This is a genomic window from Serratia sp. X10, assembly GCF_017811775.1.
Lineage (GTDB): Bacteria > Pseudomonadota > Gammaproteobacteria > Enterobacterales > Enterobacteriaceae > Serratia > Serratia ureilytica.
In genome coordinates, this window is sequence record NZ_JAEIOH010000010.1 from 47,697 (window position 1) to 70,604 (window position 22,908).

The 22,908-nt window shown below is 60.5% G+C and carries 23 protein-coding genes; 9 read left to right on the plus strand and 14 right to left on the minus strand.

Features of this window, described 5'->3' with window-relative positions:
• Position 1 precedes the first annotated feature (1 nt).
• Complete coding sequence (locus J9788_RS23200; RefSeq protein WP_182265754.1) at positions 2–1,129, minus strand: glycosyltransferase family 4 protein; 1,128 nt, start codon at positions 1,127–1,129, stop codon at positions 2–4.
• Positions 1,126–2,208, minus strand: a complete 1,083-nt coding sequence (gene rfaQ / locus J9788_RS23205) for a putative lipopolysaccharide heptosyltransferase III (RefSeq protein ID WP_033652252.1) — start codon at positions 2,206–2,208, stop codon at positions 1,126–1,128. The genes J9788_RS23200 and rfaQ overlap by 4 nt, the downstream gene beginning before the upstream one ends.
• A 210-nt stretch (positions 2,209–2,418) precedes the next feature.
• Between rfaQ and J9788_RS23210 the strand changes: the two genes are divergently transcribed.
• Both J9788_RS23210 and J9788_RS23215 read left to right on the plus strand, forming a co-directional pair.
• The gene (locus J9788_RS23210) at positions 2,419–3,375 is read left to right on the plus strand and encodes a polysaccharide deacetylase family protein (protein ID WP_182265753.1); all 957 of its coding nucleotides are present in this window, start codon (positions 2,419–2,421) and stop codon (positions 3,373–3,375) included.
• A gap of 8 nt (positions 3,376–3,383) precedes the next feature.
• A complete protein-coding gene (locus J9788_RS23215) occupies positions 3,384–4,478 on the plus strand; it encodes a glycosyltransferase family 9 protein (RefSeq protein WP_094142253.1) in 1,095 nt (364 codons plus the stop codon).
• Between the two features lie 36 nt (positions 4,479–4,514).
• On the opposite strand, the gene J9788_RS23220 is transcribed toward J9788_RS23215, so the two are convergent.
• From J9788_RS23220 to rfaD, 6 genes are read right to left on the minus strand one after another with little or no spacing between them, the layout of a single operon-like run.
• Positions 4,515–5,495 carry a glycosyltransferase gene (locus tag J9788_RS23220; protein ID WP_182265752.1) on the minus strand — a complete coding sequence of 327 codons (981 nt, stop codon included), beginning with the start codon at positions 5,493–5,495 and terminating at the stop codon, positions 4,515–4,517.
• Positions 5,492–6,733 (minus strand): O-antigen ligase, encoded by a 1,242-nt coding sequence (locus J9788_RS23225; protein ID WP_182265751.1) that lies wholly within the window; start codon positions 6,731–6,733, stop codon positions 5,492–5,494. Before J9788_RS23225 ends, J9788_RS23220 begins: the two co-directional genes overlap by 4 nt.
• 28 nt (positions 6,734–6,761) lie before the next feature.
• Entirely contained in the window at positions 6,762–7,928 is a 1,167-nt protein-coding gene (locus J9788_RS23230; protein WP_182265750.1) for a glycosyltransferase, read from the minus strand.
• Entirely contained in the window at positions 7,925–8,890 is a 966-nt protein-coding gene (gene rfaC / locus J9788_RS23235) for a lipopolysaccharide heptosyltransferase RfaC (protein ID WP_182265749.1), read from the minus strand. The genes J9788_RS23230 and rfaC overlap by 4 nt, the downstream gene beginning before the upstream one ends.
• A gap of 2 nt (positions 8,891–8,892) precedes the next feature.
• Positions 8,893–9,939: an ADP-heptose--LPS heptosyltransferase RfaF gene (gene rfaF / locus J9788_RS23240; protein WP_033645195.1), complete on the minus strand. Its 1,047-nt coding sequence runs from the start codon at positions 9,937–9,939 to the stop codon at positions 8,893–8,895.
• Between the two features lie 22 nt (positions 9,940–9,961).
• Positions 9,962–10,891: an ADP-glyceromanno-heptose 6-epimerase gene (gene rfaD / locus J9788_RS23245; protein ID WP_033645196.1), complete on the minus strand. Its 930-nt coding sequence runs from the start codon at positions 10,889–10,891 to the stop codon at positions 9,962–9,964.
• A 240-nt stretch (positions 10,892–11,131) separates the two neighbouring features.
• On the opposite strand from rfaD, the gene kbl reads away from it, so the two are divergent.
• Entirely contained in the window at positions 11,132–12,328 is a 1,197-nt protein-coding gene (gene kbl / locus J9788_RS23250) for a glycine C-acetyltransferase (protein WP_033645197.1), read from the plus strand.
• A gap of 9 nt (positions 12,329–12,337) precedes the next feature.
• Entirely contained in the window at positions 12,338–13,363 is a 1,026-nt protein-coding gene (gene tdh, locus J9788_RS23255; RefSeq protein WP_182265748.1) for an L-threonine 3-dehydrogenase, read from the plus strand.
• Between the two features lie 41 nt (positions 13,364–13,404).
• Here tdh and J9788_RS23260 read toward each other — a convergent pair whose 3' ends face one another.
• Genes J9788_RS23260 through gpmM form a run of 3 tightly spaced genes read right to left on the minus strand, consistent with a single transcriptional unit; the run spans position 13,405 to position 17,249 of the window.
• Entirely contained in the window at positions 13,405–14,358 is a 954-nt protein-coding gene (locus J9788_RS23260; protein ID WP_182265747.1) for a divergent polysaccharide deacetylase family protein, read from the minus strand.
• Positions 14,359–14,360: 2 nt separating this feature from the next.
• A complete protein-coding gene (gene envC, locus J9788_RS23265) occupies positions 14,361–15,695 on the minus strand; it encodes a murein hydrolase activator EnvC (protein ID WP_028128084.1) in 1,335 nt (444 codons plus the stop codon).
• Between the two features lie 9 nt (positions 15,696–15,704).
• A complete protein-coding gene (gpmM, locus tag J9788_RS23270; protein WP_182265746.1) occupies positions 15,705–17,249 on the minus strand; it encodes a 2,3-bisphosphoglycerate-independent phosphoglycerate mutase in 1,545 nt (514 codons plus the stop codon).
• Between the two features lie 297 nt (positions 17,250–17,546).
• Between gpmM and J9788_RS23275 the strand changes: the two genes are divergently transcribed.
• The 5 genes from J9788_RS23275 to cysE all read left to right on the plus strand — a co-directional run bounded on the left by J9788_RS23275 (position 17,547) and on the right by cysE (position 20,733).
• A complete protein-coding gene (locus J9788_RS23275; RefSeq protein WP_033645201.1) occupies positions 17,547–17,981 on the plus strand; it encodes a rhodanese-like domain-containing protein in 435 nt (144 codons plus the stop codon).
• A gap of 28 nt (positions 17,982–18,009) precedes the next feature.
• Positions 18,010–18,258, plus strand: coding sequence for a glutaredoxin 3 (gene grxC / locus J9788_RS23280; RefSeq protein ID WP_004931142.1), 249 nt, complete (start codon positions 18,010–18,012; stop codon positions 18,256–18,258).
• A gap of 57 nt (positions 18,259–18,315) precedes the next feature.
• On the plus strand, positions 18,316–18,786 hold the full coding sequence (gene secB, locus J9788_RS23285) for a protein-export chaperone SecB (RefSeq protein ID WP_004931139.1): 471 nt from the start codon (positions 18,316–18,318) through the stop codon (positions 18,784–18,786).
• On the plus strand, positions 18,786–19,805 hold the full coding sequence (gene gpsA, locus J9788_RS23290; RefSeq protein WP_033645202.1) for an NAD(P)H-dependent glycerol-3-phosphate dehydrogenase: 1,020 nt from the start codon (positions 18,786–18,788) through the stop codon (positions 19,803–19,805). Before secB ends, gpsA begins: the two co-directional genes overlap by 1 nt.
• Positions 19,806–19,911: 106 nt before the next feature.
• Positions 19,912–20,733 (plus strand): serine O-acetyltransferase, encoded by an 822-nt coding sequence (gene cysE, locus J9788_RS23295; protein ID WP_025304676.1) that lies wholly within the window; start codon positions 19,912–19,914, stop codon positions 20,731–20,733.
• 52 nt (positions 20,734–20,785) lie between these two features.
• Here cysE and J9788_RS23300 read toward each other — a convergent pair whose 3' ends face one another.
• From J9788_RS23300 to trmL, 3 genes are all read right to left on the minus strand, one after another.
• Positions 20,786–21,457, minus strand: a complete 672-nt coding sequence (locus tag J9788_RS23300) for a DUF3313 domain-containing protein (RefSeq protein WP_046897389.1) — start codon at positions 21,455–21,457, stop codon at positions 20,786–20,788.
• Between the two features lie 104 nt (positions 21,458–21,561).
• Complete coding sequence (locus J9788_RS23305) at positions 21,562–22,335, minus strand: CHAD domain-containing protein (RefSeq protein WP_182265745.1); 774 nt, start codon at positions 22,333–22,335, stop codon at positions 21,562–21,564.
• Positions 22,336–22,396: 61 nt separating this feature from the next.
• A complete protein-coding gene (gene trmL, locus J9788_RS23310; protein ID WP_033631335.1) occupies positions 22,397–22,870 on the minus strand; it encodes a tRNA (uridine(34)/cytosine(34)/5-carboxymethylaminomethyluridine(34)-2'-O)-methyltransferase TrmL in 474 nt (157 codons plus the stop codon).
• Between the last annotated feature and the right edge of the window lie 38 nt (positions 22,871–22,908).

The window sequence follows — 22,908 nt, forward strand, 5'->3', positions numbered from 1 at the left end:
GCTAATCCAGTAACCGGTTATAGAGGGAAATGAGCTGTTCGGAGAGATGCGCCGGCGTAGCCGTCATAATGCGCAATCTTGCCGCTTCGCCCATGGAGGATCCCAGCGCCTGGCGCGGCAGCGCCCGAATGGCTTCCGTGATGGCCGGCACGTCGAGCGCGTCGGTCACGAAGCCGTTCTGGCCCGGGGTGATAAACTCGGCGCCGCCGCAGGTGGTGCTGGTGACAACCGGCAGGCCGCAGGACATCGCTTCCAGAATCACATTCGGGAACGGATCGTACAGCGTCGGCAACAGCAGCGCATCCGCGGCCTGATAGAATGGCAGGGTCTGCTTCTGCACGCCCATAAAGTGAATGCGATCGCCGCAGCCCAGCGACTGCGCCAGCGCCCGGTAACGCTTTTCGGCTTTGTCTTTACCGATCACCAAGAGGTGGCTGTCGGCCGCCGCCACGGCGCGGATGGCGGCGGCCAGCCCTTTGCGCTCGAAACCGGAGCCGACGAAGATCAGGCAGTGCGCCTGTTGCGGGATCTGATATTGCTCACGCAGGCGTCGGCGCTGGGCCTCGTCGGCGGGCGGGAACTTTTGATTGTCGATGGCGTTATAGATCACCGTGATTTTGTCGGCGGGCACGCCAAAGTCGGCGATGATTTCCCGTTTGATCATCTCGGCGTTGCAGATGACGGCTTTCAGCTCCGGTGCGGCGTACATGGCGCGCTCGGCGCACATCACATAGCGGTGATAACGGTTGGAAAACAGCCATTTGCGGCGCCACTCCGGCAGCAGCCGCGCGCGTTGCAGCAGCCAGCGGCGGTGTACGCCGTCGCCGGCGCGGTAGATATCGCAGCCGGGAATGCGCTCGTGGCTTTGCACCAGATCGAAGCGCTCTTTCTGCCACAGCGCCCTGGCCGCCACGGCGAAGCCCCGTTCGCGACTGATGCGGCCGAGTTTCAACGGGTTACACAGGTGAATATGCCAGTTTGGATTGGCGTCACCCTGCCATTCGCGTGTGATGACGTTCAGATCGAGATCCTGTTGCTCCAGCGCCTCCAGGGCGCGGGAAACGAAACGTTCGGCTCCGCCGTCCGGGCGGTATTTTTGGCGAACGATCGCCAAACGAAATGCTTTCATGCCAGCGTGCTCCGCGCGGCTGCAATCACCGCGTCTGTAGGAATGAGGTCGAGATACCGTTCATCGGTGCCGGTATCAATAGCGTCCGGATCGGGCAGTTCGCCGAAGTCGCCGGCCCAGATCACGGCGCCGGTAGCCTGCCATGGCCGCCAGAAAGTCAGCTTGGAAGGGCCGAACAGCGCCACGCACGGTGTTTGCAGCGCGGCGGCCATATGCATCGGCACCGAATCCACGCCGATAAACAGCTTGGCGTGGTCAATCAGGGCGGCCAGTTGGCGCAGCGTCAGCTGGCCGGCCAACGAGATTACGCCCTGCGGCGGGCAGAGCGCCAAAATGCGCTCGACCATGGCTTTTTCTCTGGCGTCGGGGCCGGAGGTGATCACCAACTGGTGGCCGTCGGCCTGCAAGGCGGTGAGGGTGGCGGCCATTTTCTCTTCGCTCCAGCATTTGAAGAACCAGCGCGAGGTGGGCTGCACCACAATATAACTGCCGGCGACGCCCTGTTTCTGCAACAGTTGCTCACAGGTCTGCCAATCCTGCGGATCATAACTCATGGTGACATGTTCATTGAGCGCAGGCAGGTTCAGCGGCGCCAGCAACGAGAGATTTTGTTCGACGGTATGCAAGTGGGCGTGATTGTCTACCGGCACCAGCTGCGTGTGGCAGTGGCGCCACAGGAAGCCGCGGCGTTTGGGGAAATCGAAGCCCAAACGGATGCGCGCGCCGGTCAGGCGCGTGATGATGGCGCTGCGCCACTGATCGGCCAGATTGACCACCAGATCGTAGCGCTGCGCCTTCAGGCGGCGCAGCAGCGCCAGCTCATGTCCGAGGTGAGCGCGGGCGCCCTGTTTTTTCCATTGGCGATCGATGGCGAACAGGGTCGACAGTTCCGGATTACTGGCCAGCATCTCCTGCGTTTCCTGATACAGCAGCACATCGATCCGGGCCTGCGGGTAGTTTTGCCGCAGGCTGCTGATGACCGGCGTGACCAGCAGCATATCGCCGTGGTGGCGCAGTTTTATGATCAGAATACGCTGTACGGATGGGGCGGAAGTTAGGGCTGGCGCGTCGTTCATCATGAGTCGCTTTCTGGGAAACCAATCTTTGATTCTAAATGACCCGATCGCATGTGGCTACTGTTGCTCGGTTTTCTTGCCGAGCCGCAAAAAAATCGCCGGAGCAGGGACGAATGCGCTTCAACGTTGTCCAAACCAGGCAGCAAAGTCGTTTGCCCTGGCGAAACGGCCTGCGTAACATAGCGTATTCTGTTGATATCAGGTTCGATATTCATGACTAAACCGGCGTTTCTCATCACCATTGATACCGAAGGCGATAATCTGTGGCAAAACCACGATCGCATCGCGACCGAAAACACGCGTTTCTTGCCGCGCTTTCAGGCGCTGTGCGAGAAATATGCCTTCAAGCCGGTTTATCTCACCAACTATGAAATGGCGATGGATCCGGCTTACGTCGAGTTCGCGCGTGACGTGATCGCCCGCGGCGCCGGTGAAGTCGGCATGCATCTGCACGCCTGGAACAGCCCGCCGCTGACGCCGCTCACCGATGACGACTGGCGCCACAAGCCTTATTTGATCGAGTATCCCGCCGATCAGATACGCGCCAAAGTCGACCACATGACCAAACTGCTGGAGGACGCCTTCCAGACCAAAATGCTCAGCCATCGCGCCGGCCGTTGGGCGTTCAACGAATACTATGCCTCACTGCTGCTGGAATACGGCTATCAGGTGGATTGTTCGGTCACGCCGCGGGTCAACTGGCAGTTTTCGCCGGGCAACCCGCAGGGCGACGGCGGTACCGATTACAGCCGGTTCCCGTCGCACGCCTATTTCATCGATCCGCAGAACATCGCCAAGCCGGGCGCTTCGTCGCTGCTGGAAGTGCCGATGAGCATACAGTACAAGCATTCGGCGCTGATGAATGCCTTCAAGCAGGGCTATGATCGGCTGCGCGGCAAGCGGCGTTCGCCGTCCGTCAACTGGCTGCGGCCGAGTGGCGGCAACGTGGCCAAGATGATCAGCGTGGCCGAGACGTCGTTGGCGCAGGGTCATGACTACGTCGAGTTTATGCTGCACTCCTCCGAGTTTATGCCGGGCGGCAGCCCGACGTTCAAAACCGAGCAGGATATCGAAGTGCTGTACCGCGATCTGGAGCAGCTGTTTGACTGGCTGCAGCAGCGCACGGTGGGCATGACGCTGGCCGAGTATTATCAACTTAAAGCGAACTAAGCACGCACATGTCGAAGAAATGGAAAATTAAGGTTGCCGACTGGTTTTTGCGGCGCTATACGGCGAAGTACGGCCGTTTTCAGGACAAGGCGACGTTCGACGGCGCCCAGCAGTTTGACAATATCGTCATCTATTCCACCACGGCGTTGGGCGACTTCATGTTCAACACGCCGGCACTGAGGGCTATGAGGGAACGCTATCCCAACGCGCACATCACGCTGGTGGTGCACAAGAAAAACCGCGAACTGGTGGAAAACGGCCGCTATTACGATCGCGTGGTGTATTGGGACAGCAAGATCAAGACAATACGCCCATTGCTGAAATCGCTGCGCGAACATCAGCCGGATTTGGCGCTGATCCTGCACTCTCACCTGCCTTATGACATCATCAGCGCCGTCATGGCGGGGGCAAAGTATATCATCAGGGATAACTACAGCTCGGGCATTTGCGGGCTGGAACCTTGGTTAACCAACTATATCTTCCATTATTACGGCCATTTCGTGCGCCGCAAACTGGAGCTGATTTCCATTTTGGGCTGCCGCAGCGACGATCCGACGATGGAAATTCCCGTGGACTATCAGCGCGGCGTCAAAAGCAGCGACCATCCCACCATTGGTTTTCAACTGGGGGCATCGACGGAGTCGCGTTGCTGGCCGGTGTCGCACTATGCGCGCCTGGCCGATGAGCTGGTGGCGAAGCACCCCAATGTGCGCATCGTGCTGATTGGCGCACCGCTTGACGACGGCAAGGCCCAACAGTTTATGAGCCTGATTGGCCCGCAAACGCAGGCCTGCGTGGATAATCAGATCGGTAAAACGGGACTGCAAGGCTTGCTGACGTTGATCGACAGTTTCCATGTTCTGGTCACCGGCGACACCGGGCCGCTGCATCTGGCGGTGGCGTTGAAGGTGAAAACCATCAGCCTGTTCGTGACCGCCGATTCACGCTCCACCGGGCCGATTCAGGATCCTGAACTGCACCGCATCATTCAGGTGTCGCGCACCGGCTATACGATGCCGCTGGAGGCGGAAAGCCCGATGGGGGTCATTCAGCCGCAGCGGATTTATGACGAACTGGTCGCGCACGTGCCTTTAGCGCGCTAGAGGTGCGGCGACGCATCGGCCGCCAGGCCGATGCGGTTAGCGTGGTTTGCGCCCGCGCAGCTTCGAAAGAAAGGTATCCACTCGCGCATAGCGCATCTGGCGGACTTTTTTGCCCGGCACGTCGCTGTTGCGGCAGACAGCGGCGGCGCGGCGCAGAATTTGCAGCGTTGCCGGCGCGTAATGATAATAACCGTACACCGCCTTCGACATGCTTTTCACCTCGGAAAAGCAGTTGGCCAGCATCAGGGCGGCCAACCGGCGCAGCGGCTCATCCCCAGGATGCTGCGCCACATAGCGCAGCATCTTCTCCATGGCGAACAGCAAATCTTCAATATCTTTGGGTTTGATATTGCGGGTGATGCCCTGGCTGTTATCCCGGTAGAAATAGAGTTCGCAGTCAAGATGGGCGATGCGGCGAGTTTTGAAATACTGAAAAGGCGTGAAAATCACGTCTTCATAGCGTCTGCCGTCTTCGAACGTTTCCCCTGCCAGCAGCGTGCGCTTATATACCCGGCTCCAGAGATGCCACATCGAGCGTGCAAACAGCGGTTGCAGGCTGCCCAGCCCCAACGAGGAAAAGTCGTAGGCTACGGGCTGCGTCGCGCGGTTCTCGGGTTTCGGCGGTTGTTCGGTGAACTTCTGATAATTAAAATCGATCAGGTCATATTCATCGGCGATCAGCAGGGGCCGCAGGATCGCCAGATAGTCGTCGCTCAGCAGATCGTCGCCGTCGAGAAAGGTGAGATAGCGCCCGGTTGCATGCTGCAGGCCGACATTGCGGGCGTGCGCAATGCCGCCGTTGGCCTGTGAAATAAAAGCCACGTGCGGATGCTGCCGCTGCGCCAGATACCGGCTGACCAGCGCCCCTGACGCATCGGTAGAGCCATCGTCGATGATCACCACCTCAATCTCATCAGAAATCTGTGTAAATAACGAATCCAGCGCAGCGATGACGAACGCTTCGTTATTGTAAAACGGCACGATAACGCTGAGCAGCGGTGGCTGATGAGTTTTCACGCGGTCTGCTCCTGGGCGGAAGGCGGTTTCGCCACGGAGAGCACGGCGGCGATCAGCGCCAGACAGAACATGACGGTGCCTTCCGTGCTGAAGAAGATGACGTCGCTGAGGCCGTAAACGAACAGGCTGGCGCTCACGCTCAGCAGCAGCGCGTTGCGCTGCGGCCGGAATGAAGAGAAGAACAGGCCGACATACAGCGCCAGCAACAGCAACGCCCCCCAAACCCCCTTGAGCGAATAGGTCTCCAGCAGCTCGTTATGCAGGTGCACGTTGATGTAAGGCATGACGCCAGACAGGCGAGGTTGCTGCGCGACGATGGCGCGGATCTCTTCACCGCGCTGCTCGGCGGATTGACCCCAAGGAGCTTGTGAGCCGGTACGCCATGCCAGCGTTTGCATCGACAGTCGGGAAATGATCGAGTTTTCAGTCTGTGGCTGATCCATCAGACGCATGTCGGTCTCAAAGGCCTGAATGCGTTCTTCTATCTGCGGTTTGAACACCAGGCCGCAGGCTACGAGCAGCAGCGGTACCGAGGCCACCAACGCGAGCTTGTGTTTCCTGGAAACCAGATGCTTGGTCGCCAGCAGCGACAGACAAATCGCCACAGGGTAAACCAGCATCGCCGCGCGGGTGCCGGTCAGCACCAGCGCAGAGAAGGAAAGCAGGAACGCCGCAATGTACAGCACCAGGCGGTAGCGGGTGCGCAGCATCAGGATGGCTTGCATCATCACCAGATCGATGGCGGTCATCAGATAGGCAGCGACCGTGGCGCGATCGAAGTTGAGCTCCACACGAGGAATATCCAGCCGCAATCCCTGATAGAGAGAATAGCCGTTGACCGCCAAACCGGTAACGAGGGCCACGACGATCAGCAGGCGCTGCACGCACAGCCGTTCATTGAGCGCAATCAGCAAAATGAAAGCGGTCGCGAGCTGCAGTTTGCCGGTCGACATATAGGAACGATAAACATTGATATATTCGCCCGGCTGTTTGAAATGATGCATCCACAGGATGGTGCCCATGCCGACGCAGAACATCAGCGCGGGCAACAGCAGATTTTTAACGTTGCTGAAGTAGTAGCGCGGATACAGGCAAACGGCGATAAAGGCGATGTAGCTGGAAACGTAAAACAGATTGCGTCCGGTCGCGGAACCGAAAGGAATGGTGCAAAAAGCGATGGCACATCCCAGATAAATCAGATAACTGAAGGCAGGGTGCGGCGTTTTTTGTTTTAGCATCGGGCGTGTTTTCCGGCTCACGTGTTGATTAAACGATGAAGGATCGCAGCGTGTCGTCAAACTCAGCTTTGAACTGAGCATAGTTGAAATGTTCAGCAGGATAGCGCTGCGCGTTTCGGCTCAACGTCTGGTAGGTTTCGCCCGCCAGCAATGTCTCAACGGCATCCGCGCAGTCGATATGCGACAACAGCTTGGGCGACACCAGGCTGTCGGTTAACGGGTCGTAGACTTCATGCGGGAAGTCGACCTCGATATCGGTGAGCTGCCGGTGTTGTTCGATGGTGACCGACGGAACCAGGCCAATGCCGCAGACGCCGTCTTTCACCGCTTCCGGCTGGCCGTCAACCTGCGGGAAGATGACCGGCACGCCGAAATAGAGCGATTCCATGCAGGACAAGCCGAACGGCTCGGTGATCGGTGTGCTCATGTAAATGTGCGTGCGATTGAAGAAGCCGGCGACGTCATCCTGGTAACCGCTGAAAGTGACGCGATCGCCGAGCTGGAGCCGAGCCGCCAGCGCCTCGAACGCCGCGCGATCCGGCCCTTTGCCGGCCACTTCCAGCGTGACGTCATGCCCGCGTCGCAGCAGTTCCTGCATCATCAATAATGAAACGCTGATGCCTTTCAGGCTGACCAGGCGTGAGGCGGTGCCGATTCTGATCGGCTGCGACAGCGTTTTCGGCGTGTTGTCGATCCCCGCCGGCGTCTTGATGCGGTTGATCACCACGTGGTTTGGGCAAGGCAGATTAAAGCGCAGCTCCATCACCCGCTTCGAGGCGTGTGAGGCGGAAATCACGCCGTCCAGCATGGCGAAGAAACGCAGCGTCTTTTTATTCTTGGGGTAACGCCAGGAGCAGCCGTGATCGTAGTAAATCAGTTTGCCGCGCTTGGGTTTGGCCGCCAGCCCCGGCACCAGGTCCCAGACGATCACCACGTCGGCGTTGGCCCGCTCGATTTTCCACTTCAACAGAAATTTTCGCAGGAACTGCGGGCAGCGCAGCGGCAGCGCATTGATCAGGCGGTTGGCGAAGGTGACGGGCTGGTGCGCCGGCAACTGGCGGCGGATCTCCTCGCCGATGTCGCCGCTGATGCACAGGACCTGGTTGCTGCCGTCGGTGGTATCGTTGATGTACTGCAGGAACAGGCGCTCGACGCCGCCCATTTTACCCAGGTTGATAATGTGCAGTTTTTTCATGCTATAACCTTTTGCAACGCCTGCCATGCCGTATCGGCGTCGATTGTCGCCATGCTTTTTTCCGGCGAAATCAGCGAGTGCTGATTTTGCCCGTAGCCGCCGATCAGGCCGGGATCGGTCGGCCCAAACAGCGTGATGTTCGGTTTATCGAGCGCGGCGGTCAAATGGCTGAGCCCGGTGTCGACCGAGACCACGCCCCTGGCGCCCGCCAGCACCTCAGCCACCTGCTGCAGGCTGAGCTTCGGCAGCACCTCGACATGTGGAAAACCTTCCGCCAACATCAGCGCGCGCTGATGTTCATGCTCTGCCCCCCAGGGCAGTTTGATCTTCAGCCCGCTGTCGGCCGTCAGCGCGATCAGCTCGCGCCAGTTCTGCTCCGGCCAATGCTTGTCGTCGCGGGTCGTCGCGTGCAAAAACACCAGATATTGCCCGGCATCGACCGGCGGGCGGCTGAGAAAGCGCGCGGCGATGGCATAGTCGCCGTAGCTGCCCGGTTTATCGTAGCCGAGGCTTTTGGCGAACAGCTCGCGCGTGCGTTCCACTGCGTGCTGCCGTTTGTCTATCTCATGGCGCACGTTGTAGAACCAGCTGGCGAACGGCTCGCGAGCGCTTTTACAGTCCGGACCATGTTTGTTGCCTTTGGCGACGCGGGTGATTAGCGCGGCGCTTTTCATCAGGCCCTGCGCGTCGATCACCACGTCGTAACGGCGTTCTTGCAGCGCGCGCTTGAAGTCGCAGCGCTGCTGTCGGGTGTCGCTGCCGAACCAGTTTTTGCGCCAGCGGCGAATGGCCACCGGGATCACGCGATCCACCGCCGGATGCCAGGTGGGGATTTGGCTGAAACCTTCTTCCACCACCCAGTCGAAGCGGATATCGGGAATGGCCTGCAGCGCATCGGTCAGAGCGGGCAGCGTATGCAGCACGTCTCCCATCGAGGACGTTTTTACGATTAACACCTGCATGACTATTCCTCGCTGGCGACAAGCAACGGCGTCAGCGCATCCAACACTTGCTGCGGCTGAATATCGATCAAACTTTGGTGATACCCCTGTTCGGCATCGCCCTTACGCACCTTGTGGTAGCCGCTGATCAAGCGAATCACCCGCGCCTTGTCGGAAAGCGGCGGCGTGAAGTCGGGGCTGCTTGGGCCGTACAAGGCTATCAGCGGTTTGTTCAACGCTGCGGCAACATGCATTAAACCGGAGTCGTTGCTGACCACCGCCCGGCAGGCCGCGATCAGGATCACTGCCTGCTCCAGCTGGGTTTTTCCGGCCAGATTAAGGCAGAAATCGCGTGCGTCGTCCTGCAACGCGGCGCGGATCTGTTCGCCGGCCTCATGGTCTTTTGCCGAACCGAACAGCGCGATTTGATAGCCGCTCTCGATCAGCCGTTGAGCCAGCGCCGCGTAGTGATAGTGCGGCCAGCGCTTGGCGGGGCCGAACTCCGCGCCTGGGCAGAAGCCGACGATCGGGCGGCTGTCGGTCAGGTTGAAGGCCGAAGTGGTTTCGGCGATCTCTTCGTCGCTCACCCGCAGCTGCGGCCACAGCAGCGGCTGCGGCAGATCGTCGGCGCGCTGAACGCGGCCTTTGTCATAGGCCAGCGCCACATAGCGCTGCACCATCAGCGGGAAAGCGGCCTTGTCGAGCACGCGCACGTCGTTCAGCAGGCCGTAGCGCATTTCGCCCCGCCAGCCGGTGCGCTGCGGGATATCGGCGAAGAAAGGCACCAGCGCGGATTTGAACGAGTTGGGCAGAACGTAAGCGCGATCGTAACGGTTGGCGCGCAGAGCGCGCCCCAGGCGGCGGCGTTCGCCGAGCCCCAGCGCGCCGTGGCCCAGCGGCATCGCCAGCGCCTGATTGACTTCCGGCATGCGCGCCAGCAACGGGCGGCACCAGGCCGGCGCCATCACATCGATCTCCGCCGTCGGATATTCGGCCTTCAGGGTGCGATAGAGACTTTGCGACATCATCATGTCGCCAACCCAAGAAGGGCCGATAACCAGTATTTTCATACCCAGCGTTAATTCCTTCAGCTTATGCGGTGCGGTTCAACCAGGCCATGTACTCTTTCACGCCTTCGGCGACCGTTTTAAACGGTGCGTCGTAGCCGGCGGCGCGCAGCTTGGTCAGATCGGCCTGGGTGTACGCCTGATAGCGGCCCTTCAGCTTCTCCGGGAACTCGATGTATTCCACCGCGCCTTGCTGATGGAAGTCCACCACCGCGTCAGCCACCGCCTGGAAGGTTTCCGCCCGGCCGGTGCCGCAGTTGAAGATGCCGGATTTGCCGGTTTCCCAGAACCACAGGTTGACCGCCGCCACGTCGCCGACGTAGATGAAGTCACGCTTGAAGTTTTCGCTGCCGGCGAACAGTTTCGGGTTTTCGCCGCGGTTGATCTGGGTGTTCAGGTGGAAGGCGACGCTGGCCATGCTGCCTTTGTGGCCTTCACGCGGGCCGTAAACGTTGAAGTAGCGGAAGCCGCAGATCTGCGAGTCCGCTTCCGGCAGGATCTCACGCACGTACTGATCGAACAGGAATTTGGAATAGCCGTACACGTTAAGCGGCGCTTCATACTGACGCTCTTCGATAAACTCTTCGCGGCCGCCGTAAGTGGCGGCGGAGGAGGCATACAGGAACGGAATCTCGCGATCCAGGCAGTAGTGCAGCAGATCTTTGGAGTACTGATAGTTGTTGTCCATCATGTACTTGCCGTCCCACTCGGTGGTCGCGGAGCAGGCGCCTTCGTGGAACACCGCTTCGATCTCGCCCAGATCGTCGCCGGCCACGATGCTGGCGATAAAGTCTTCTTTATCGATATAGTCGGCGATGTCCAGATCGACCAGGTTGACGAACTTGGTGCCGTCTTTCAGGTTATCCACCACCAGGATATCGCGATATCCCTTGTCGTTCAGTGCCTTAATGATGTTGCTGCCGATCATGCCGGCGCCGCCAGTAACGATAATCATTGGGTTACCCCTGCTAAGCTGCCTGGTGGGGCACAATGCCCCACGCTCAATGGCGGTTATCATAGCATTTCATGCCGCGGCAAACAGCGGAAGGGCTCCGAATATCCCGCATTGCCATTGAAGTCCGCCGTTTGCCGTGATATCTGCTGCAATTTTAATATTCTCTCCCGCGCATTCTCGTCAGTTTGGTTACAAATCAGTAAAATATGCCGCAATTAGCCCAATCCTGGAGATAACCGAATGTCAGCGTCTTTTTATCAGCAGTTGGAACAACAGCTTGCCGCCACGCGCAGTGAAGGGCTGTTCAAGGAAGAACGCATCATTACCTCCGCGCAACAGGCGGACATCGCCGTTGCCGACGGCAGCCATGTGATCAACTTCTGCGCCAATAACTACCTGGGCCTGGCCAACCATCCGGCGCTGATCGCCGCCGCCAAATCGGGGATGGACAGCCACGGTTTCGGCATGGCGTCGGTGCGCTTCATCTGCGGCACCCAGGACAGCCACAAGCAGCTGGAACAGAAACTGGCGGCCTTCTTGGGCATGGAAGACGCGATCCTGTACTCCTCTTGCTTCGACGCCAACGGCGGGCTGTTCGAAACCCTGCTCGGCCCGGAAGACGCCATTATCTCCGATGCGTTGAACCATGCGTCGATCATCGACGGCGTGCGGCTGTGCAAGGCCAAGCGCTATCGCTACGCCAATAACGACATGGCCGAGCTGGCCGCGCAGCTGAAACAGGCCAAAGCTGACGGCGCGCGCCACATTCTGATCGCTACCGACGGCGTGTTCTCGATGGACGGCGTGATCGCCAACCTGAAAGGGGTTTGCGATCTGGCGGACGAGTATCAGGCGCTGGTGATGGTGGATGACTCCCACGCGGTGGGCTTTGTCGGCGCCAACGGGCGCGGCACCCATGAATACTGCGAAGTGATGGGCCGCGTCGATATCATTACCGGTACGTTAGGCAAGGCGCTGGGCGGCGCGTCCGGCGGCTACACCGCCGCCAAGAAAGAAGTGGTGGAGTGGCTGCGCCAGCGTTCGCGCCCGTACCTGTTCTCTAACTCGCTGGCGCCGGCGATCGTCGCCGCGTCGATCAAAGTGCTGGAACTGTTGGAAGAGGGCGATGCGCTGCGCGATCGCCTGTGGGCCAACGCGCGTCTGTTCCGCGAAAAAATGACCGCCGCCGGCTTCACCCTGGCCGGCGCCGATCACGCCATCATCCCGGTCATGCTGGGCGAGGCGAAGCTGGCGCAGGAATTCGCCAATGCGTTGCTCAAGGAAGGCATCTATGTGACCGGTTTCTTCTATCCGGTGGTGCCGAAAGGCCAGGCGCGCATCCGCACCCAGATGTCCGCCGACCACACCCCGGAGCAAATCGAACGCGCAGTGGCGGCGTTTACACGTATCGGTAAGGATCTTGGCGTTATTGCATAAGGTAAAACCATGAAAGCACTGTCAAAACTGAAAGCGGAAGAAGGGATTTGGATGACCGACGTGCCTCAGCCGGAGCTGGGCCACAACGACATCATGATCAAAATCCGCAAAACCGCGATCTGCGGCACCGATGTGCATATCTACAACTGGGACGAGTGGTCGCAAAAAACCATTCCGGTTCCGATGGTGGTCGGCCATGAATACGTGGGCGAAGTGGTGGCGATCGGTCAGGAAGTCAAAGGCTTCAGCATCGGCGATCGCGTGTCCGGCGAAGGCCACATCACCTGCGGCCACTGCCGCAACTGCCGCGGCGGCCGCACGCACCTGTGCCGCAACACCGTCGGCGTGGGCGTGAACCGTCCGGGCAGCTTCGCGGAATATCTGGTGATCCCGGCGTTCAACGCCTTCAAGATCCCGGATAACATCTCCGACGAACTGGCTTCGATCTTCGATCCGTTCGGCAACGCGGTGCATACCGCGCTGTCGTTCGATCTGGTCGGGGAGGACGTGCTGGTGTCCGGCGCAGGCCCGATCGGCATCATGGCGGCGGCGGTGTGCAAACACGTCGGCGCCCGCCATGTGGTGATCACCGACGTTAACGAATACCGCCTGGAACTGGCGCGCAAGATGGGTGTGACCCGCGCGGTGAACGTCAGCAAGGAAAACCTCAACGACGTGATGGCCGATCTGGGCATGACCGAAGGATTCGACGTCGGTCTGGAAATGTCCGGCGCGCCGCCGGCGTTCCGCACGCTGCTGAACGCCATGAACCACGGCGGGCGCATCGCCATGCTGGGTATTCCGCCTTCGGATATGTCGATCGACTGGAACCAGGTGATTTTCAAAGGGCTGTTTATCAAAGGGATTTACGGCCGAGAAATGTTTGAGACCTGGTACAAGATGGCGGCGCTGATCCAGTCCGGTCTGGATTTGACCCCGATCATCACCCACCGTTTCTCGATCGACGAGTTCCAGCAGGGCTTCGACGCCATGCGCTCCGGCAAGTCAGGCAAAGTGGTGCTGAGCTGGGATTGATCTCGGCAGGCGTGAAAAGGGCCGGAATTCCGGCCCTTTTTTTATGCTTGCGGTTTGGTTTGCGTCCAGTGCTGCCAATGACGCTTGATGAAGGTCACCGGCGGCGAGGTGGCAATGCTGTCGGCGATAATACCCAGCGCGGTGCCGGCGTTGGTTTTTTCCTTCGGCGGTTTGACCTTGCACTGTTTGATGCCGCCGCTGAACGGATTCTTCGGCTGCGGTTTTTGCGGTTTGACCGGCGGCGGGACGTAGCTGCCGCCACCGTTGCCCTGCGGTTCGTTCAGCAGCGCGCTCGGTTTGACCAGCACGATATCGGCGGGCAGCGACGGCAGCATCTGCTGCAGCACTTTCACCGTCGCCGGGCGCGGATGGCCGATGGCGATGGCGGAACCGTTGCGCCGCGCCAATTCAACCGCGCGGTTGAACTGACGGCGGATATCGGCTTCGCTCGCGGTATCGTCGAGGAACACCTTGCGTTTGATCACCTTCACGCCGGTGCCGGCCGCGGCGCGGGTCGCCTGGCTGTTGCCGATGGTCATGCTGTCGAGGAAGTACAGACGGTAGCTTTCGAGCGCCTGCATCACTTTCTGCATGCCCGGCAGGCTGGAGGTCATGGCGCTGCCCATGTGGTTGTTCATGCCGACCGCGTAAGGCACGTTGTTCACCGCGTTGCGGATGATGCGCTGGATCTCGTCGCTGCTCATGGCGGGCTGCAGGGTATCGCGCTCTAGCGGCTGCTTGCTGAGCGGCGCCATCGGCATGTGGATCAGCACTTCGCGGCCCTGGCTGTGGGCACGGGTGGCCATCAGGCGGGCGTGCGGCGCGTTGGGCAAGACTGCGACCGAGATCGCCGTCGGCATTTGCAGCACCGCGTTTTCTTCGTGGGGGCGGTAGCCCACGTCATCGATGACGATGGAGAGTTTTCCTGCCTGCGCAGCGTAAGCCTGCAGCAGACAGCCGATTAACAAAGCTGTACGGGTTTTGACATAGCGCAAATCTATCTTCCCAACCACGGCAGTGGGTTAACCGCCTGTCCCTGACGACGGATTTCGAAATAGAGCGACGGCGTTCCCTGGCCGCCGCTGGTGCCGACCAGAGCGATCGGCTGGCCGGCGCGCACCTGTGCCCCGACGTTGACCAACGCGCTTTGGTTATAGCCGTACACGCTCATGTCGCCTTTGCCGTGTTCGACCACCACCATCAGGCCATAGCCTTGCAGCCAGTCGGCCAGCAGCACGCGGCCATCGGCGACGGCTTTCACTTCGCTACCTTCGCGGGCTTCGATCACCATGCCTTTCCAGCGTAGCTCGCCCTGCTGCTGCTCGCCAAAGCCGTGCAGCGTGCGGCCGCGCACCGGCCACATCAGCTGGCCGGCCGGACGGCCGAGGCCGCCGGTGCGCGCCATCAGCGAGCGATCGGCTTCGCTAGGTTTGTAGGTGGTGCCGGTTTTCTTCGCCTGCTGTTCCTTGATGCGCACCTGTTCGCGCACCTTGGCCGCTTCACGCGCTTCGCGTTCGGCGCGCGCACGGGCTTCGCGCTCCGCCCGGGCGATCTTGTCGCGCATGCGGGCTTCGTTTTGGCGCAGTTCCACCAGGCGTTGTTGGTCTTTTTCCAGCGAGGCTTCCAGCGCGGTCAGCGTTTTCTTGCGGGCGCCGCGCGCCTGCTCCAGCTTCTGCTGCTGCGTCTGTTGTTCGCTCAGTAAGGATTTTTGCTGGCCCTGTTTGGCCACCAGCGTGGTTTTTTGCTTCGCCAGCTCGGCGCGGGTCTGTTTCAGCTCTTCGATGGTTTTCTGGCGCGCTTCGTTCAGATAACCGAAATAGGCCAGAATACGTTCGCTGCGCTGGCTTTCTTCACCGCTGAGGATCAGCTGCACGGCGCTGTGCTGCCCTTGCCGGAAGGCGGCGTCAAGCTGTTTGGCGAGGAGGTTTTGCTGGGTCGATTGCTGCTTTTGCAGCTTGGCGATCGAGGCGTTCAGGCCGGAAATGTCCTTGCCCAACTGGGTGAGCGTGCCCTGGGTGTCGCGCAACTGGCGGCTGGCCTGGGCGATGGTTTTTTCCTGCTGCCGCAGCTGATCCTGCAGCGAGCTGCGCTGCTGTTGCTGCTGCTTCACCGCTTTTTCTTTCTCGGCGATGCTCTGCTGAATGTCTTTCAACTGGGATTTATTGTCTTCCGCCGCCTGGCCGGCGAGCGGCAACAGCAAGACGCCAGCGCAAAATACGCTGGCGCACATGGCGGTGAACGTCCTTGGCGCGGTGCGTTCAGGCAGCGGCCGGCTGCCTGCGTTTGCGCTTCGGGTTACCCTTGATAGTGCAAAAAACGCCTTCTCCCTCATGGAGAAGGATTATTCCACGATGAACAGCGGCTTACCAGTCATCTCTTGCGGGATTTCCATTCCCATCAGCGTTAACAGGGTTGGCGCGATGTCCGAAAGCTTGCCGCCTTCGACCGCCTGCGCCGGTTTGCCGACGTAAATCAGCGGCACCGGCAGGCTGGTGTGGGCGGTATGCGCCTGGCCGGTGGCCGGATCGCGCATCTGCTCGGCGTTGCCGTGATCGGCGGTGATCAGCAACTGACCGTCGACGTCGCGCACCGCGTCAACCACCTGGGCGATGCAGGCGTCCAGCGTTTCCACCGCTTTGACCGCCGCTTCATACACGCCGGTATGCCCCACCATGTCGCCGTTCGGGTAGTTGCAGATAATGGCGTCGTATTTGCCGCTGCGGATGGCGGTCAACAGTTTGTCGGTCAGCTCGGCGGCGCTCATCTCAGGCTGCAGATCGTAGGTGGCGACCTTCGGCGAATTGACCAGCACGCGGTCTTCCCCTTTGAACGGCGCTTCCACGCCGCCGTTATAGAAGAAGGTGACGTGGGCGTATTTTTCGGTTTCCGAGATGCGCAGCTGGGTTTTGTCGTGCTTCATCAGCCATTCGCCGAAGGTGTTGGCCAGCGACGCCGGCGGATAGGCGCAGGCGGTGTCGATGTCGGCGGCGTACTCGGTCAGCATCACGAAATCGCCGAACTGCACCTGTTTGGCGCGTGGGAAACCGTCGAAATCCGCGTTCACGAAAGCGCGGGTGATCTGGCGCGCGCGGTCAGCGCGGAAGTTCATGAAGATCAACGCATCGCCGTCCTGCATCGCGGCATCGGCCTCGCCGGCGGCGCGAATGACGGTCGGTTTGACGAACTCGTCGTTTTCACCGCGCTGGTAGGCGGCCTGCAAACCGGCTACCGCATCGTCGGCCACGTAGTCGCCTTTGGCCGCGGTCAGCAGGTCATAGGCCAGCTGCACGCGATCCCAACGGTTGTCGCGATCCATGGCGTAGTAGCGCCCAATGAGTGAAGCGATGCGCCCGACGCCCAGCGTGGCGAAGGCCTCGCGGCAGCGCTGCAGCGGGGCTTCGGCGCTGCGTGGCGGGGTGTCGCGCCCGTCGAGGAAGGCGTGCAGATAGATGGCTTTGGCGCCGCGCTGGGCGGCCAGCTTGATCATGGCCAGGATGTGCTCGTCGTGGCTGTGCACGCCGCCCGGCGACAGCAGGCCCATGATATGCACCGCTTTACCGGCCGCCACGGCCTTATCGACGGCGGCGGTCAGGACCGGATTGGCGAAGAAGTCGCCGTCGGCGATCGCTTTGTCCAACCGGGTGAGATCCTGGTATACGATGCGCCCGGCGCCCAGGTTGACGTGGCCGACTTCGGAGTTGCCCATTTGGCCGTCGGGCAGGCCGACATCCAGCCCTGAAGCGGCGATCAGCGTATGCGGCTGCTCCCGCCACAGGCGATCCATCACCGGGGTGCCGGCGTTCAGGATCGCGTTGTCCTGCCGCTCTTCACGGTGGCCGTAACCGTCCAGGATCACCAGTACCATCGGTTTTTTGTTGCTCGACATTGCATTGACCTCTTATGAACTTTTTAAGCTGCGAATAGCCATGCGCCCGCCGGAAGCATGGCTATTCGCCCTCGAAAAACCGGCTGATTTTACACCGCCGCCGGCGATAAATAGCCCAAAGAGATCAAGGTTGCGGCGAATCGCGCGGGCTTTTATGCTCTGACCTCGGGAATTTCTCAGCGCAGCCCGCAGTTTCTACAATCGCGCTTGCTTATTGGCTGTATTTGCCGCACTCGGCAGGTATACTCTGGAACCTTGACTTATTTATCCCTTAACTGACGGGAGTTGTTACACCCCATGCTGCAAGAAATTATGCCATTCGTAAGCAGACACCCTATTCTGAGCCTGGCTTGGATCGCTCTGCTGGTCGCCGTGATCGTCATGACCTTCAAAAGCCGTTTCTCCAAGGTCAAAGAGATCGCTCGCGGTGAAGCTATCCGCCTGATCAACAAAGAAGATGCCGTGGTGGTTGACACCCGCAGCCGCGACGATTTTCGCCGTGGTCACCTGGCCAGCGCCATCAACCTGACCGCCAGCGAAATCAAAAGCGGCAGCCTGGGCGAGCTGGAAAAACACAAAGCGCAGCCGATCATCGTCGTGTGCGCCAACGGCACCGCCTCCCGCGAGCCGGCGGAGAACCTGAGCAAGGCCGGTTTTGAAAAGGTGACGATGCTGAAAGACGGCATCGCCGGCTGGAGCGGAGAGAACCTGCCGCTGGTGCGCGGCAAGTAACCGTTAAACCTATTTGAGGTGGCAATCCATGGCTAACATTGATATCTACACCAAAGCGACTTGCCCGTTCTGCCATCGCGCCAAGGCGCTGTTGAACAGCAAGGGCGCGGCGTTTAACGAGATCGCCATCGACGGCGATAACGCCAAGCGCGAAGTGATGATCGAGCGTAGCGGGCGCACCACCGTGCCGCAGATTTTCATCGACGGCCGGCATATCGGCGGCTGTGATGATTTATATGAACTCGATGCTCGCGGCGGCCTGGATCCGCTGCTTTAAGCAGCTTGCCGGTTCACCGAGTGTCAATAAGGACGTTTAACCAAGGGTATTACTCACATGTCAGAACAAAACAGCACTGAAATGGCTTTCCAGATCCAACGTATTTATACCAAGGACATCTCCTTCGAAGCGCCGAACGCGCCGCAGGTTTTCCAGCAGGAATGGCAGCCGGAAGTTAAACTTGATCTGGATACCGCGTCCAGCCAACTGGCTGACGAAGTGTATGAAGTGGTACTGCGCGTAACCGTGACGGCGACCCTGGGTGAAGAGACGGCGTTCCTGTGCGAAGTGCAACAGGCGGGCATCTTCTCGGTAGCAGGCATCGAAGGCACGCAGCTGGCGCATTGTCTGGGCGCATACTGCCCGAACATCCTGTTCCCGTATGCGCGCGAGTGCATCACCAGCCTGGTTTCCCGCGGCACATTCCCGCAGCTGAACCTGGCACCGGTCAACTTTGACGCGCTGTTCATGAACTATCTGCAGCAGCAGGCGGAAGGCGAAGGTGCCGCACCACATCAGGATGCCTGATGAACACCGTCAATGCTTCAATGACTGTCATCGGTGCCGGCTCGTACGGCACCGCATTGGCCATCACGCTGGCGCGTAACGGCCACACCGTGGTGTTGTGGGGGCATAACCCCGCGCAAATTCAAACGTTGCAGCGCGATCGCTGCAATCAGGCGTTTCTGCCCGACGTTCCTTTCCCCGATACCCTGCTGCTTGAAGCCGATTTGGCGCGTGCGCTGGCTGCCAGCCGCGACGTGCTGGTGGTGGTGCCGAGCCATGTGTTCGGCGACGTGTTGCGCCAGCTGAAGCCGCATCTGCGTCCTGACGCCCGCATCGTGTGGGCCACCAAGGGGCTGGAAGCGGAAACCGGCCGGTTGCTGCAGGACGTGGCGCGTGAGGCGTTGGGCGAGGCGATCCCGCTGGCGGTGCTCTCCGGGCCGACGTTCGCCAAAGAGCTGGCCGCCGGCCTGCCGACGGCGATCGCGCTGGCGGCGACCGATGCGCAGTTCGCCGACGATCTGCAACAGCTGCTGCACTGCGGCAAGAGCTTCCGTGTCTACAGCAATCCCGACTTCATCGGCGTTCAGCTTGGCGGCGCGGTGAAGAACGTGATCGCCATCGGCGCCGGCATGTCCGACGGCATCGGTTTCGGCGCCAACGCCCGCACCGCGTTGATTACGCGCGGGCTGGCGGAAATGAGCCGTCTGGGCTCTGCGCTGGGCGCCGACCCTTCGACGTTCATGGGCATGGCGGGGCTGGGGGATCTGGTGCTAACCTGCACGGACAACCAGTCGCGCAACCGCCGCTTCGGCATTATGTTGGGGCAGGGCAAAGGCGTGCAGGAAGCGCAGGACAGCATCGGTCAGGTGGTCGAGGGCTATCGCAATACCAAAGAGGTGTTGGCGTTGGCGCAGCGGCACGGCGTGGAAATGCCGATCACCGAACAGATCTATCAGGTGCTTTACTGCCATAAAGACGCCCGCGAAGCGGCGCTGAGCCTGCTGGGGCGCGCCCGAAAGGACGAAAAGCCCAGCGCGTGACATAAAACGATATGTCGGGGCAGCGGAATGCTGACCCCGCAAATGACCTGGGCCGCTTCGCGCCACCGTGTGAAGCGGCCCGTTTGGCAAGGCAAAGGGGTATGTGATGTCGTCAGAAGAGTTGGAACAGGTCTGGAACAGCATTAAATCAGAAGCGCGAGCACTGGCTGATTGTGAACCGATGCTGGCCAGCTTTTTCCATGCGACGTTGCTCAAGCACGAGAACCTGGGCAGCGCGCTCAGCTATATGCTGGCCAACAAGCTGGCGACGCCGATCATGCCCGCGATTGCGGTACGCGAGGTGGTGGAAGAAGCCTATAAGTCCGACAATCAGATGATCGTTTCGGCGGCGCGCGATATCCTCGCGGTGCGGCTGCGCGACCCGGCGGTCGACAAATACTCCACGCCGCTGCTTTACCTGAAAGGGTTCCACGCGCTGCAGGCTTACCGCATCGGCCACTGGCTGTGGCAACAAGGGCGGCAAGCGTTGGCGATCTACCTGCAAAATCAAATTTCCGTCGCCTTCGGCGTAGACATCCACCCGGCGGCGACCATCGGCTGTGGCATCATGCTCGACCACGCCACCGGCATCGTGATCGGTGAAACGGCGGTGGTGGAAAACAACGTGTCTATTCTGCAGTCGGTCACCCTGGGCGGTACCGGGAAAACCAGCGGCGACCGTCACCCGAAAATCCGCGAAGGGGTGATGATTGGCGCCGGCGCCAAAATTCTCGGCAATATCGAAGTGGGCAAGGGCGCCAAGATCGGCGCGGGCTCGGTGGTCTTGCAGGCGGTGCCGCCGCACACCACCGCCGCCGGGGTGCCGGCGCGCATCGTCGGGCGCCCGGAGAGCGATACGCCGTCGATGGATATGGACCAATACTTCAACGGCACCAACCACGGATTCGAGTACGGCGACGGCATCTAAGCCGTGCCTGCGAGGGGGAGCTTCGGCTCCCCCTGTGTTTTTCAAGCGGCGGTCAGCCCTGTCTCGGGAACTGGGTGATATCGGTGACGATGTCGTCGATCGCCGCCTTGACGTCATCCGCCGTGACCGGCGTGCTGTCGTTGTTGACGGTTTTACCGTAGGCCTTGCGCACCACTTCCATCACCGTTTTACCGGTATCCTGGTCGATCAACTCGCCTTCGATATACAGCGCGGTATTTTGCGTCCGGTGCCCGGTAGCCGCCATGGTGCTGGCAACCACCGCAGCGACCGGCACCACCTCATAGAACTTCATGTCTTCGTTTTCGGCCGAAACGGCGGTGATGGCGAGTTTGGCCACCAACACGCGCGAGCCCGCCGGGCTGGGCAGAATGGTGAAGCGGTTCTGCAGCGCGGTTTTGATCCGCTGAGTCGCATACGCCTTGATTTTGTTCAGCGTGTCCTGGCTGACGCGCGTGGTCGGTTTTTCCGCCGGGAAATAGACCACCGGTTGGAAATAGAGGCCGCGGTAGTTGGATTCCTTGTAGTTTGGATCTATCCAGCGCAGCGTTTTATGGCCGCTTGGCGAGGTGGTTTCCTGCAGTTTGCTGTAATCGGACAAGAAGCCCGAATATTGCGACGTTTGGGTGACTTTGGACGAACAGCCCGCTAGCAACAGGCCTGCTGCCAGAACCGCCATGGCAACGCTCAAGCGTTGTTTTTTCATGTGATTTCCTATGATGAGTGGTGATTACCCTTACAAAACATAGCGCATTATCTGCGCCGTAGCGGGCATTTTCGGGGCCGGGCGTGCCCTGTCGTGGCCTTTTTTCAGTATCGTGATGCGCCGCCGGGTTTTGTCGCCAGCGCCGGTGATAAAGCGGCGAGCGAGGCATCCGCTCTGGCCAGCGTCAGGCGTAGCTCAGCTTGCCACTGTGGCAACAATGGCCAGAGATCCGCCTGATGTTCGGCTTGCAGGCACCAAACCTCCCGGTCGTGCCAATCACCGAGGGTGTTTTGCGCCGCTTTCAGGCTCGCCATCGCGGCGGGAGAGAGGGGAAGGCGTTGCGGGTAGGCTTCGGCCGCGTAACGCAGGCGTTTAACCAGCAGCCGCAGACGGTGGCGATCGTAGCCGATATCAGCCAACGCCCGGCGCAATTGCCGCTGCTGGCGCTGCAGGCGTCGGTTCACACGGTGTTTGGCGGCGCGTTGCGCGGTGCGGCGAAAGCGGTGCGGCCAGGCGTGCAATAGCGAAGGGAAGCTGATGAGCTGCGGGTTGGCGAGCAGTTGGCGGCAGCGGGCCTGAAAATCGCTCTGGCGCACGTTGGCCTGCCAATCCAGATGATGGTGCGCCAGTTCGGCGATCAGCACCTCGAGATCGCGCAGCGGCGTCGTGAGCCTGCCCAACTGGGCGGCGGCCCGATCGAGCCGCGTTGCGCCGGGGCAACCGCGCAACGGGCGCAGCAGGCTGCGGATACGGCGCAGAGTGACGCGCAAATCGTGCAGCGCTTCGCTGTCCGGCGCCTGTTGCAGCCGCCGGAGCGCTTCGTTCAGCGCCGACTCGAGCCGGCGAAGCTGGGTGACAATATCCTCGACGAAAGCCATGTGCCGTTCCTGGAGAGAGCATCGCAACGATGCCTCCTTCAGTATGGCGCGTCGTTGCGGATTACGCCTTGATCAGCGCGCCGGCATAGTCCAGCTGCCGCCAGGCTTCATAAACCACCACCGCGACGGCATTCGACAGGTTCATGCTGCGGCTTTGCGCCTGCATCGGGATGCGGATTTTTTGCTGCGCGGGCAGCGCATCGAGGATGTCGGCGGGCAACCCGCGCGTTTCCGGGCCGAACAGCAGGTAGTCGCCGGCCTGATAGCTGACGGCGCTGTGCGCCGGCGTGCCTTTGGTCGTGAGAGCAAACAGCCGTTGCGGCTCCTCGGCGGCGAGAAAAGCGGCGTAGTCGGCATGACGGTGGACGCGGGTGAACTCATGGTAATCCAGTCCGGCGCGGCGCAGACGCTTGTCGTCCCACGGAAAACCCAGCGGTTCGATCAGATGCAGATTAAAGCCGGTATTGGCGCACAGGCGGATGATATTGCCGGTATTGGGTGGAATTTCGGGTTCAAATAAAACGATGTTCAGCATGTTGCAGGCCCCTCGTGAACGAGGGGCGCAGGATAGCA

Excerpts from the sequence above, each read along its gene's own strand:
- J9788_RS23200 (WP_182265754.1), bottom strand. The coding sequence starts at position 1,129 with ATGAAAGCATTTCGTTTGGCGATCGTTCGCCAAAAATACCGCCCGGAC.
- rfaQ (WP_033652252.1), bottom strand. The coding sequence starts at position 2,208 with ATGATGAACGACGCGCCAGCCCTAACTTCCGCCCCATCCGTACAGCGT.
- J9788_RS23210 (WP_182265753.1), top strand. The coding sequence starts at position 2,419 with ATGACTAAACCGGCGTTTCTCATCACCATTGATACCGAAGGCGATAAT.
- J9788_RS23215 (WP_094142253.1), top strand. The coding sequence starts at position 3,384 with ATGTCGAAGAAATGGAAAATTAAGGTTGCCGACTGGTTTTTGCGGCGC.
- J9788_RS23225 (WP_182265751.1), bottom strand. The coding sequence starts at position 6,733 with ATGCTAAAACAAAAAACGCCGCACCCTGCCTTCAGTTATCTGATTTAT.
- J9788_RS23230 (WP_182265750.1), bottom strand. The coding sequence starts at position 7,928 with ATGAAAAAACTGCACATTATCAACCTGGGTAAAATGGGCGGCGTCGAG.
- rfaC (WP_182265749.1), bottom strand. The coding sequence starts at position 8,890 with ATGCAGGTGTTAATCGTAAAAACGTCCTCGATGGGAGACGTGCTGCAT.
- rfaF (WP_033645195.1), bottom strand. The coding sequence starts at position 9,939 with ATGAAAATACTGGTTATCGGCCCTTCTTGGGTTGGCGACATGATGATG.
- rfaD (WP_033645196.1), bottom strand. The coding sequence starts at position 10,891 with ATGATTATCGTTACTGGCGGCGCCGGCATGATCGGCAGCAACATCATT.
- kbl (WP_033645197.1), top strand. The coding sequence starts at position 11,132 with ATGTCAGCGTCTTTTTATCAGCAGTTGGAACAACAGCTTGCCGCCACG.
- tdh (WP_182265748.1), top strand. The coding sequence starts at position 12,338 with ATGAAAGCACTGTCAAAACTGAAAGCGGAAGAAGGGATTTGGATGACC.
- envC (WP_028128084.1), bottom strand. The coding sequence starts at position 15,695 with ATGAGGGAGAAGGCGTTTTTTGCACTATCAAGGGTAACCCGAAGCGCA.
- gpmM (WP_182265746.1), bottom strand. The coding sequence starts at position 17,249 with ATGTCGAGCAACAAAAAACCGATGGTACTGGTGATCCTGGACGGTTAC.
- J9788_RS23275 (WP_033645201.1), top strand. The coding sequence starts at position 17,547 with ATGCTGCAAGAAATTATGCCATTCGTAAGCAGACACCCTATTCTGAGC.
- grxC (WP_004931142.1), top strand. The coding sequence starts at position 18,010 with ATGGCTAACATTGATATCTACACCAAAGCGACTTGCCCGTTCTGCCAT.
- secB (WP_004931139.1), top strand. The coding sequence starts at position 18,316 with ATGTCAGAACAAAACAGCACTGAAATGGCTTTCCAGATCCAACGTATT.
- gpsA (WP_033645202.1), top strand. The coding sequence starts at position 18,786 with ATGAACACCGTCAATGCTTCAATGACTGTCATCGGTGCCGGCTCGTAC.
- cysE (WP_025304676.1), top strand. The coding sequence starts at position 19,912 with ATGTCGTCAGAAGAGTTGGAACAGGTCTGGAACAGCATTAAATCAGAA.
- J9788_RS23300 (WP_046897389.1), bottom strand. The coding sequence starts at position 21,457 with ATGAAAAAACAACGCTTGAGCGTTGCCATGGCGGTTCTGGCAGCAGGC.
- J9788_RS23305 (WP_182265745.1), bottom strand. The coding sequence starts at position 22,335 with ATGGCTTTCGTCGAGGATATTGTCACCCAGCTTCGCCGGCTCGAGTCG.
- trmL (WP_033631335.1), bottom strand. The coding sequence starts at position 22,870 with ATGCTGAACATCGTTTTATTTGAACCCGAAATTCCACCCAATACCGGC.